The 10937-nt window shown below is 62.7% G+C and carries 12 protein-coding genes; 8 read left to right on the top strand and 4 right to left on the bottom strand.

Annotation, left to right across the window (positions count from 1 at the left end):
- Window positions 1–7: 7 nt before the first annotated feature.
- Window positions 8–1384 (top strand): Nramp family divalent metal transporter, encoded by a 1377-nt coding sequence (locus JQ604_RS10560; protein ID WP_212356308.1) that lies wholly within the window; start codon window positions 8–10, stop codon window positions 1382–1384.
- Window positions 1385–1392: 8 nt separating this feature from the next.
- Here JQ604_RS10560 and JQ604_RS10555 read toward each other — a convergent pair whose 3' ends face one another.
- The 3 genes from JQ604_RS10555 to hemB all read right to left on the bottom strand — a co-directional run bounded on the left by JQ604_RS10555 (window position 1393) and on the right by hemB (window position 4023).
- Window positions 1393–2169 (bottom strand): arginyltransferase, encoded by a 777-nt coding sequence (locus JQ604_RS10555; RefSeq protein ID WP_212356305.1) that lies wholly within the window; start codon window positions 2167–2169, stop codon window positions 1393–1395.
- A 128-nt stretch (window positions 2170–2297) separates the two neighbouring features.
- Window positions 2298–2846, bottom strand: a complete 549-nt coding sequence (locus tag JQ604_RS10550) for an RDD family protein (RefSeq protein ID WP_212356303.1) — start codon at window positions 2844–2846, stop codon at window positions 2298–2300.
- Between the two features lie 115 nt (window positions 2847–2961).
- Window positions 2962–4023: a porphobilinogen synthase gene (hemB, locus tag JQ604_RS10545; protein ID WP_212356300.1), complete on the bottom strand. Its 1062-nt coding sequence runs from the start codon at window positions 4021–4023 to the stop codon at window positions 2962–2964.
- Window positions 4024–4200: 177 nt separating this feature from the next.
- Between hemB and JQ604_RS10540 the strand changes: the two genes are divergently transcribed.
- From JQ604_RS10540 to JQ604_RS10520, 5 genes are all read left to right on the top strand, one after another.
- The gene (locus tag JQ604_RS10540) at window positions 4201–4662 is read left to right on the top strand and encodes a DUF6163 family protein (protein WP_212356297.1); all 462 of its coding nucleotides are present in this window, start codon (window positions 4201–4203) and stop codon (window positions 4660–4662) included.
- A 629-nt stretch (window positions 4663–5291) separates the two neighbouring features.
- Entirely contained in the window at window positions 5292–5807 is a 516-nt protein-coding gene (ldtR, locus tag JQ604_RS10535; protein ID WP_212356294.1) for a transcriptional regulator LdtR, read from the top strand.
- A gap of 196 nt (window positions 5808–6003) precedes the next feature.
- Window positions 6004–6234, top strand: a complete 231-nt coding sequence (locus tag JQ604_RS10530) for a hypothetical protein (protein ID WP_212356291.1) — start codon at window positions 6004–6006, stop codon at window positions 6232–6234.
- Between the two features lie 36 nt (window positions 6235–6270).
- A complete protein-coding gene (locus tag JQ604_RS10525) occupies window positions 6271–6492 on the top strand; it encodes a hypothetical protein (RefSeq protein ID WP_212356288.1) in 222 nt (73 codons plus the stop codon).
- A gap of 1130 nt (window positions 6493–7622) precedes the next feature.
- Window positions 7623–8429: an ion transporter gene (locus JQ604_RS10520; RefSeq protein WP_249158195.1), complete on the top strand. Its 807-nt coding sequence runs from the start codon at window positions 7623–7625 to the stop codon at window positions 8427–8429.
- 42 nt (window positions 8430–8471) lie between these two features.
- Here JQ604_RS10520 and JQ604_RS10515 read toward each other — a convergent pair whose 3' ends face one another.
- The gene (locus JQ604_RS10515) at window positions 8472–9740 is read right to left on the bottom strand and encodes a hypothetical protein (RefSeq protein ID WP_212356285.1); all 1269 of its coding nucleotides are present in this window, start codon (window positions 9738–9740) and stop codon (window positions 8472–8474) included.
- A gap of 398 nt (window positions 9741–10138) precedes the next feature.
- On the opposite strand from JQ604_RS10515, the gene JQ604_RS10510 reads away from it, so the two are divergent.
- Both JQ604_RS10510 and JQ604_RS10505 read left to right on the top strand, forming a co-directional pair.
- Window positions 10139–10495, top strand: a complete 357-nt coding sequence (locus tag JQ604_RS10510) for a hypothetical protein (RefSeq protein ID WP_212356282.1) — start codon at window positions 10139–10141, stop codon at window positions 10493–10495.
- Window positions 10496–10552: 57 nt separating this feature from the next.
- Complete coding sequence (locus tag JQ604_RS10505; protein ID WP_349631088.1) at window positions 10553–10837, top strand: ribbon-helix-helix domain-containing protein; 285 nt, start codon at window positions 10553–10555, stop codon at window positions 10835–10837.
- Window positions 10838–10937: the final 100 nt, after the last annotated feature.

Raw genomic sequence — 10937 nt, 5'->3', positions numbered from 1 at the left:
TGATGGTATGGATGCACGCTCGCCTGAAATGCCGCCCGTCTCGTTGTCCAATGCCCTGCCGGGCGCCGCCGGCTGGCGGCTCGATGCCGGTCACAAGCTCAGCCTCCCTGAGGTGAATTCCACGGTCGCGGTGCCCGTCGGCGGGCTGTGGTGGCGGCGGCTGCTGGCGTTCGCCGGACCGGGCTATCTGGTCTCCGTCGGCTACATGGACCCCGGCAACTGGGCGACCGACCTCGCGGGCGGCTCCAAGTTTGGCTACACGCTGCTCTCGGTCATCCTGCTGTCCAACCTGATGGCGATCCTGCTGCAGGCGCTGGCTGCCCGGCTCGGGATCGTCACCGACCGCGACCTCGCGCAGGCCTGCCGCGCGACCTATTCGCCGGCGGTCAATTTCGTGCTGTGGCTGGCCTGCGAGGCGGCCATCATCGCCTGCGATCTCGCCGAGGTGATCGGCACCGCGATCGCGCTGAAGCTGCTGTTCGGCATTCCCCTGATCGGCGGCGCGCTGCTGGCGGCGCTGGATGCCTTCCTGCTGCTGCTCCTGATGAACCGCGGCTTCCGCTTCCTCGAGGCCTTCGTGATCGCGCTCTTGATCGTGATCGCGGTCTGCTTCGTGGTGCAGATCGCAGCCGCTGCGCCCCCGGTCGCCGCGATCCTCGGCGGCTTCGTGCCGTCGAGCCAGATCTTCACCAATTCGGAGATGCTCTACATCGCGATCGGCATCATCGGCGCCACCGTGATGCCGCATAACCTCTATCTGCACTCCTCGATCGTGCAGACCCGCGCCTATCCGCGTACCGAGGAAGGCCGTCGCGACGCGATCAAATGGGCGACGACGGACTCCACCATCGCGCTGATGCTCGCGCTGTTCATCAACGCCGCGATCCTGGTGGTGGCGGCCGCGACCTTCCACAAGAGTGGGCACGCCGACGTCGCCGAGATCGGCCAGGCCTTCGAGCTGCTGTCGCCGCTGCTCGGCCTCGGCATTGCCTCGACGCTGTTCGCCGTCGCGCTGCTCGCCTCCGGCCTCAACTCCACGGTGACGGCCACGCTCGCCGGCCAGATCGTGATGCAGGGCTTTCTCGACCTTCGCCTGCCGAACTGGGCGCAGCGGCTGCTGACCCGCGGCATCGCCATCGTCCCGGTGATCATCGTCACCGCGCTCTATGGCGAGCGGGGGACGGCGGATCTCCTGGTGTTCAGCCAGGTCGTGCTGTCGATGCAGCTGCCGTTTGCGGTGATCCCGCTGGTGCGCTTCGTCTCCGACAAGCGCAAGATGGGGACGTTTGCGATCTCCCTGCCGGTCGCGGCGGTCGCCTGGCTCGTCGCCGGCGTGATCGTGATCCTGAATTTGAAGCTGCTCTACGACACGATCTTCGGCTGAGCCGTGGATCAGTCCTGCGGCTCGGAGATATCGTCGCCGGCGGCGTCGATGCGGAGCCAGCCGGATGGCGCCAGCCGCTGCTGCGGCAGGAAGCGGCCCTTGTAGTCCATCTTCTTCGAGCCCTCGATCCAGTAGCCGAGATAGACGTAAGGCAGGCCCTGCCGGCGGGCGCGGGCGATGTGGTCGAGGATCATGAAGGTACCGAGCGACCGGCTTTCCTGCGCCGGGTCGAAGAACGAATAGACCATCGACAGCCCGTCGCTCAGCACATCCGTCAGCGCCACCGCCACCAGTTCGTCGCCGCGGCCGGTAATGGCGCTGTCGGCATTGCGCTTGCGGTACTCGATGATCCGGGTCTCGACATGTGAGTCCTCGACCATCATGGCGTAGTCGAGCACCGTCATGTCGGCCATGCCGCCGTTGCGGTGGCGGCGGTCGAGATAGGCGCGGAACACCGAATATTGCTCCGACGTCGGCACCGCGCTGCGCTGCTCGCCGATCAGGTCGGCGTTGCGGGCGAGAACCTTGCGGAAATTGCGCGAGCTGCGGAATTCGTTGGCGACCACCCGGACCGAGACACAGGCCCGGCACTGGTCGCAGGCCGGGCGGTAGGCGATCGACTGGCTGCGGCGGAAGCCGCCATGGGTCAGCAAGTCATTGAGATCGCCGGCCTTGTCGCCGACCAGATGCGTGAACACCTTGCGCTCGTGCCGACCCGGCAGATAGGGGCAGGGCGAGGGCGCCGTCAGGTAAAACTGGGGAGTGTCACGCGAATGCTGGGTCACGTCGGGTCGTCGGGCCTCCAGGGAGCCGGGGCGATAAGAGTCAGCTCAGCATCGCGCCCCATAATGTAACGGTCAATTGGTTTAGGCGAACCTAAAACGCTGTGACCACCTCACAGTTTCGAGGGGCCCTAATAGGCCCGTGCCGCTGGCGTGACTTCTGATAGCACCGACCTGTTGATGACTACGGTTCCCAGGATGATGTCGTGCAGCAACCGGCGGCGGCCGCTGAACAGGCCGACCAGCAGCACCAGCGGGGTCAGGAACGAGCAGGAGGCCCAGAACAGCACCGCATGGGTGGCGCCGAGCACGAAGTAGCCGGGCGCGCCATACCAGGTGCGCAGCTCCAGATCCATCATCCGCATGCCAATAGTCGCCGAATGCGGTCCGCCAATCGACGAGCCGTAATAGACGATGGCCCAGATGATCGAGGCAGGGGTTAGCAGCCCGAACAACGCCCACCCCCAAAAGAAGGTGACCAGTCCGAACAAGAAAATGAAGATCACCGCCAGGATCACCGGTACCGAGAGCACGACGAGGTCGATCAGGAACGCGAACACGCGCCGCGTCAGCACCCCGCGAAACAGGTCCGGCTGCGTCATCGGATCGAACGCATGCGGCGGAACGCCGCCGTCATTGCGCCAGGCGCCACCGGACTGGCCGGAACCACTGTAAGACATGCTCAACCCTCCGCTGTCTGTCCCGCGCAGGACATGGGAGCCGGCAAGCCGGCTGCCAAGCCCGCGCAGGGATCAGCAAGCGGAAATATTCCGGCGATTCGGCGGCTGGATCGCGTCAGCTCTCGGCCCTGATCCTCTCCGCCGCCTTCGGCGCGAAGTAGGTCAGGATGCCATCGGCGCCGGCGCGCTTGAAGCCGATCAGGCTCTCCATCATCGCGCGCTCGCCGTCGATCCAGCCATTGGCGCCGGCGCCTGCGATCATCGCGTATTCGCCGGACACCTGGTAGACGAAGGTCGGCACCGCGAAATGGTCCTTCACGCGGCGGACGATGTCGAGATAGGGCATGCCCGGCTTGACCATCACCATGTCGGCGCCCTCGGCCAGATCGAGCTCGACCTCGCGCAGCGCCTCGTCGGAATTGGCGCTGTCCATCTGGTAGGTGCGCTTGTCGCCGGTCAGCGTCTTTGCAGATCCAATGGCGTCGCGGAACGGGCCGTAGAAGGCGGACGCGTATTTCGCCGCATAGGCCATGATCTGCACGTCGACAAAGCCATTGTCGTCGAGCGCCTCGCGGATCGCCCCGACACGGCCGTCCATCATGTCCGACGGCGCGATCACATCGCAGCCGGCTTCCGCCTGGGTCAGCGCCTGCTTGATCAGGACCGCGACCGTCTCGTCATTGAGGATCTTGCCGTCTTCGAGCAGCCCGTCATGGCCGTGGCTGGTGAAGGGATCGAGCGCCACGTCGCAGAGCACGCCGATGTCGGGAAACTCCTTCTTGATCGCACGGACCGACTGGCAGACCAGATTATCGGGATTGAGCGCTTCCGATCCGTTCTCGTCACGCAAGGACGGCTCGGTGAAGGGGAACAGCGCGAGGCAGGGGATGTTGAGTTTCGCCGCGCGCTCGGCGTCGCGCACGATCTGGTCGACGGTGAGCCGCTCGACGCCGGGCATCGAGGCAACAGGCGTGCGGGTGTTGGTGCCGTCGACCACGAACATCGGCCAGATCAGGTCATTCGTCGTCAGCACGTTCTCGCGCACCAGCCGCCGCGCCCATTCGGTCTTGCGGTTGCGGCGCGGGCGGACCGTGAGGTCCAGCGACGGGGGGTTAAGGGCGGTCTGCCGCTTCGGCGCGTCGCGCATCTCGATCGGGCGGCCGAATTTGATCGCCATGTGGGTCTCCTTAGGAGGCAGGCTGATTTGGACCTGATATAATTCTAACTTCTAGCACCTGACAGGGGGGCCGTCTCGCGCCCCTGATTTGCCACTTCGGCAATTGATTTTGGGCCCCCGGCGGGCCAAGACTGCCCGCCATGACCATGGTTTCCATGCCCGACCGCCGCGATTCGCATGTCTGACACCTCCGCGCGCGACCAGGCCCGCGACGGCGCCATCTCGATCGGCGGCATCTCGTCCGACCGGATCGAGCCGGACGAGAATGCGTGGACGCGGCGCCTCGTCCTGTTCCTGCGGATCATGGCCTTCGTCTCGATCGCCAAGGGTCTCTATCACTGGGCCCAGGTCACCGGCTTCGTCGGCGGCGAGGAGGAGGCGTTCGAGAACCAGTCGATGGCCTGGCAGTCGGCCACGATCTATTTCGCCGTGATCGAGCTCGTCGCCGCGGTCGGGCTCTGGCTCGCCACGCCCTGGGGCGCGGTGGTGTGGCTGACTACCGTGGTGTCGATGGCGGTCATCGAGCTGATGTTTCCGGGCATCTATGGCGGCAGCCTCACGGTGGTCGGCTTCGAGGCCGTGATGCTGGCGGCGTATCTGGCACTCGCCTGGATGGCGGCGCGCGAACGGCCGCCGTAGTGCGTGCGGTAACGCTGTTACAAACTGCAATCTGATATCCCCGACAAACTCATTTCATTGCGCAGACTGAGAAGACAGGATTTTCCCGTCTGTTAATCCAGCGCCACAAAGTTCGCTGCGCCATGGTCCCCCATCGAGCGTACGCATTCTTTGGGTGCCGCCGTCGGGGCCGATTACTGGTTCTCGGCACATTCGCTAGTCGGCTTTGCGCTGGCCGGCGGCGGGACCAGTTTCGCGGAGCAGGGTGCCTGAGCGGCGCCGCGTGCACACTCCGCACGTCTCGCCGATAAAATTCTTCAAAAATTTTCTGATAACCCTTTGGTCACCGTAAAGGGTTCCCTCAGACGTATTACGTACGCGTTTCGAATTCAAACGAAGCTGTTTTGGAATGCGACAGGTCGCCTCCGGAAGGCGCAGACGAAGCGTGAACAGCGGGCTCTCACCGTCAATGAAAAGTTGCGAAAAGCCCTTGATCCATGGGCTTAATCCGCGATTCACTGTCTTAAATTCATGATCTCTTTATTCTCTTATTTAAGCTGATCTTCAAACGGCCCCCTTAAGTTGAAGCTATCAGGCGGGACACAAGTTTCGTCGAAATAAGTCGACAAAAACGACAACAGGGGAATGTCATGATGAAAGCCGCGAACACGGCGGTGCAGACCGCTGACCGCTCTGCCGGCGAAGCTCCGGTGCAGCCGCTCTATCTCGAAGCCCTGACTTTGGTGGAGCGGCTGCATCGCCGGCTCCTCGACGTGATCAAGGACGAGTTCGATCGTCGTGGCCGCGCCGATATCAACTCCGTGCAGGCGCTGCTGCTCTACAACATCGGCGACAAGGAATTGACCGCTGGCGAGCTGCGCACCCGCGGCTACTATCTCGGCTCCAACGTCTCCTACAATCTGAAGAAGCTCGTCGAGCTCGGCTTCCTCGATCATCAGCGCTCGCGCGTCGATCGCCGCTCGGTCCGCATCCGCTTGACCGCGCAGGGCCAGGAAGTCCGCAAGATCGTCGACGCGCTCTATCAGAAGCACGTCAAGACGGTCGAGCAGGTCGGCGGCATCTCGAACGAGGAGTTCGCCAGCCTCAACAAGTCGCTGCACCGCCTCGAGCGGTTCTGGACCGACCAGATCCTGTATCGCCTCTGAGCCCATCCTCTTCTCGCCTCCTTGCCTTCAGGCCAAGCCGGCCACGGAAGAAGACCGGCAGCCACCTCCAACAAGCGCATCGGCCGTGCCCGGCCGGTGCGTTTTGTCGTTTTGCAGGTGCGAAAAAAGTTTCGCGCGCGGGAACCAAACGGCCTCTGTAGCGCTTAACCCGTCAGCCAAAGGAGAAGGCAGACACATGCTGGTCGAGCGTGATTTGCGAGTGAGGGATCTCGAAGTGGTCGGCGAGGCCTATGCCATCGCTGCCAATTTCCTGCGCAAATCCGGCGCGCTTCCCGACAGCTTCATGACCAACGAGCGCCTGCTCGGCATCATCGTGAAGCTGTTCCAGCACGGCGAAAACAACAAGATTCGGCTTGCCAACAAGGCGATTGCCAGGTTCGAGGCCGAGACCCTCGTCCTTGCCTGAGAAATCCCTCGCGTGAATGAAACCCCGGAGACGTCAATGGAAGCCGCGATCGATCGCATCATGCAGACCTATGATCTGCTGCTCAATCGCACGACCGCCGCCAGCGAAGAGGCGCGCGCGAAGGTGACCGAGTATGTGCGGACCCTGCATGAGGCCGGCGAGAAGGATATGCATCGGTTGACGGTGTGCGGCCTGACGTATCTGCGGCAGCTCGACGGCACGACGGATCATGTGAAGGCCGGGTATACGGGGCTGTAGGCTCTCCATCATTGCGAAAGTCTTGTAGGGTGGGCGAAGGCGCTCTTGCGCCGTGCCCACCATTTCCGGCGTGCTCGTGATGGTGGGCACGCTTCCGCCTTCGCCAAGGCTTCGGCGGACAAGTCGCTTTGCCCACCCTACGGCAGCGTGCTACCCCATCGTCGTCCTGACGAAAGTCAGGACCCATAACCACCGAATTTGGTTGTGAACGGAATCGTGGCCACAGCGTCGTGCAATAACTTGCATTTGGGGTAATGGGTCCTGGCGTTCGCCAGGACGACGGCGAGGTTGGTTCGAAATTCAAATATCAAACAGCCACTCGGTGTCATCACCCGCGCATGCGGGTGATCCAGTATTCCAGGGACGTTAACGCGTGAGCTGAGAGGCCGCGGCGTACTGGATCGCCCACATTCGCGGGCGACGACAGTGAATATGAGGATATAGGTTCGCATTCTCGCGACATGTTTTGTCCGAGTTTTACTCTTCGTTTTGCCCTCTCTTGAGATAGAGGGCGCAGGGAAGACCGGGTGCACGCTGCACCCGCGGTCCCGTGCGCAATGGGGAGAAAGTGGCGCACACGGGCATACAAATGCAGCGGAGGCACGCCGGCCTTCCCTGCGCGATGGCTTTACGGCTTATACGTGCTCGCCCTGGTGAGACTCTGCTTTTGTGCCACCATCGTCCGCGATCGGCTTTGGGCCTCTCACGGGCTTACCACCAACATCGGGGCGGCAGGCCCACACGACTTCGCCGTACACCTTGCGCGCGCATGTCCATCGCACGCTCGGCGTCCACCGCATCCCAGCCCGCGTTCGTGACATTGCGCAACGCCCCTCAGTGGGTAGGATGAGCAATTATTAGCATAATCGGAAGTTCGCGTAAAGAGGAATATTTTTCACGTCTGGGATGGACTTTGCCGAGGAACCATGAAGCAAAATTGATTTGCCCGTCGGGCAAGGAATTTTGTCCGCACGCGGCGTTGAATGCCGTGCGCATGCGGCCTTGATCTACATCAAACCAGAACGCCCATTCCTGGAGCCTACAGGAAGGGCAGCCCGGATCACTGCCACGCCGGCCTGATCGATCGGGATAACCTTTGAGAGCCTGGGGAGGCGACCCCCGTGTCAACTCTGGGAGTGCAGGCCGAGGGCATCCCGCCAACGCTGCTCTCCCGATTTCGACTTGCACTCCGTCATCTCTACGGCGGGCGCAGCGCGAATTCGCGTCGCTTTCTGTACGCGCTCCTGGTCTTCGACCTGACCTCGCTGCTGTTCATCGTCACGACGTCCTTCCTGCCGCGCAACGATCTGGTGCGGGTTCTCGACGTCAGTTTTGGCATCATCTTTCTGCTCGAGTTGATCCTGCGCCTGGCGGCAAGCCGCCGCGTCGGCCGCGAACTGCTGCGTATGACGACCTGGACGGATATGGCCGCGATCATCTCGCTGCTGGCGGCGGCAGCGAGCGAATTTGCCGGCTTCCTGCGCGTGCTCCGCACCTTCCGGCTGTTGCGCACGTTTCGGGTGGTGCAATTCCTTCGTGAGGACAGCGCCTTCTTCCGCCGCAACGAGGAATTGCTGATCGCCGTCACCAACCTGTCGGTCTTCATCTTCGTGATGACGGGCGTGGTCTACGAGACCCAGCGCGGCGTGAATCCCGGCATCAAGAACTATGCGGATGCGCTCTATTTCACGATCACCGCGCTCACGACCACCGGCTTTGGCGACATCACCTTGCCGGGAACTCCCGGACGCATGATCACGGTGGTGATCATGATCTTCGGCGTCACGCTGTTTCTGAACCTGGCGAAGGTGTTGTTCACTCCGAGCAAGGTGCGGTTCAGCTGCCCGTCCTGCGGCCTGCTTCGGCACGACATCGATGCGGTGCACTGCAAGGCGTGCGGCACCGTGTTGAACATTCCTGACGAAGGGGCGGTGTAGGGGGAAGGTCTTAAAAGTTGCGACAACGGCTCGCGTCGCGCTTCAGAACTGGATGAACATCACCTTCCAGCCTTCATATTTTTCGGTTTGAAGCGGATAGGGTTGGCAGTCGAACGTCGCCTGCAGAAGGTTCTGTCCGATTTCGGGTGTGGGACTCGAAACGATCCGCGAGCCGGGCGCGACGGAGCCATCGCGGTTGAGGTGCAGCTCCAGCCCGCTCATGCCGCTGCCGTTCGTCTTCAGGCAGGCCTTGATCTTCGTCGCCAGGTCCAGAATTTCCTGATGGCTCGGACTGAGCGGGCCGTTGGTGTTCACCGTCAGAACCTTGAGCTCCTTCGCATCATTTTCGGATGGCACGATCGCAGCTGAGGCAACGTCGACCCGCTGCGACAGCTCGACTTCGAGGGAATCCCAATTCTTGTAGGAGATAGGCATCACATACGGCTGACAGGCCTCGATTGCTGCGTTGGCCGCGCGTTGCATGCCCGGGTCGCTCTTGTTGTCGGCGAACGGGATGACCTTGGTCACCTTGCCGTCCTTGTCGATCGCAACGCGATAGCGAAGCGTCCCTTTGAAGTCCTTGTCTGGCCGCCAGCATTTGGAGAGCGAGTCCCTAACGCGATCCACACTTTCGAGAAAGGCGCGCCGTGTCGCCGCCGCGGCAGCCGGGTCTTTCGGCACCATGTAGCCGACAATGTATTTCGGAATCGGTGAGCTACCTTGCTGCTGTGCAGGAGAGGTCTTACCCGCCGCACCGGCAGGACGATTGAGTAATTCGGCAATCCTCTCCACGCCGAAGGTTCGGTCCTTCGCCGGCGGCGGTTTCTTCTCGATCTTGGGAGATTGCGTCGAAGCGGTGGCGGCTGATGCCGGCGCGGCCTGCGGCTGCAGCTTCAGCTTCTCGTTCTGCTCGTTCATCGCCGTGATGGCCTGCTGGCCGTCATGGCCTTTCTCGACCACGAGCTGGGCGTGCTGATCGTCGCCGTAGATCAGCGGAAGCGTGATCCAGTCCCAGTCCTTGCGGTTGAACGACGTTGCTTCGGTGAGCACGTCCCGCGCGACGCCGATCAGGAAAACGCCGTCGCTGATCTTCTGCACGGCGCGGCCGAAGGGAATTCCGATTGAGGTCTCGGTCTGGCGCATGCGAAGCTCTTGAATCTCGCGTACACCTTTGCCACCGGCGAAATCTGCGGGGACAAAGAACGAGACCTGGACGGTCTGGCCGAGCAGGCCGCTACCCGTGTCGTTCTGGAAGACCAGGCTGACCTTCATCCGCCGCTCGGGAATCGCCACATCCGCGCGCGCCACCATCTCCGGCGAGCCGTCGGCGCGCTTGATGGTGTCGTTGCTCCAATGCACGGAGCCGCCGAACCGCGCGGGCTCCTTCCGATCCTTGTTCACCTCCTCGAGATGAACGCGGCCGGGACCACTCGGCGCGAGGCCGGCGAGAGCAGGGGCTGCGGCAGCGAATAGCAGGAAGCAAAGGGCGAAAGGTCTGAACATCGGGCACCGGGCCGAAAACGAGCGGGAGGATGGCTCAGCCCGGTGCCAGAAACAATCTGCAATTGCAGGGTCGCGAGGCGCCCTGGGTTTGAGGTAAACGTGGCGCCGTATCGTTAACGCCATGATCTTGGCCAGGCGCTAGCGAAGTATCCTGAGGGTTGAGCAGCCGATCGAGGCAGCGCGTCGCCTCAAACGGAGCGTTGCCGATGGTCCGACCTACCGGTCTTGCGGTCGCCCTGATGGGCTTTTGTCTGTTCTTACAGTGCGCACTGTCGCGTGCCGACGAAGCGCCTGCCACCGATCAGGCACCGCTGGCCGCACGCCAATGCGTCGACATGAACGGCCGCGAGTTCGCCTGGTCCTGGAGCAACGTGCCGTTTGCCAGCTCCTGCACGGGTGCGCCACCCAGGGAGGCGTCCGTTCGGGAGACGGAAGCCTGCCGCGCCGCGTGCAGCGACCGCTTCGGCGCCTGCTCGGCGGGCTTGCTGGACAAGGCAAAGGTCGACGCCTGCTTCGATGGCATGGAGAGCTGCCAGGCGGCGTGCGCGACAGGTAAGAATTAGCGCCGGTTGGCATTGGTAGTATAAAGTAGTAATATTTGCCCCTCGGAGGAGGCGGCTGTGGCGAGCAAGGTCGAAAAACTAAGCGTGGCGTTGACGGGGGAGCAGGTGTCGTCGCTCAAGGCTGCCGTGGATGCCGGCGAGTACGCCACCACGAGCGAGATTGTGCGAGAGGCCGTGCGGGACTGGCAGCTCAAGCGTGAGTTGCGCCAGGACGAAATCAAGCGCCTTCGCCAGCTCTGGGACGAGGGTGTTGCCAGTGGCTCTGCCGGCGTTCTTGACATGAAGGCGCTGCGCAAGGAGGCGCGCGCTCGGTTGGCCAGGAAGTCTTCCAAGAAAGCTTGAGCGTACTGCCGACCAAACTGATCTGGCCAAATCAGGCATGCGAGGATTGCTCGAACTCTACGTGCCCGTCGAGCAAGGAATTTTGTCCGCCAGCTAGTAT

This window comes from Bradyrhizobium jicamae, from assembly GCF_018130695.1.
Taxonomy (GTDB): domain Bacteria; phylum Pseudomonadota; class Alphaproteobacteria; order Rhizobiales; family Xanthobacteraceae; genus Bradyrhizobium; species Bradyrhizobium jicamae_B.
The sequence above is the reverse complement of the archived record's forward strand: the minus strand, read 5'-3'. Positions and strand labels throughout refer to the sequence as shown.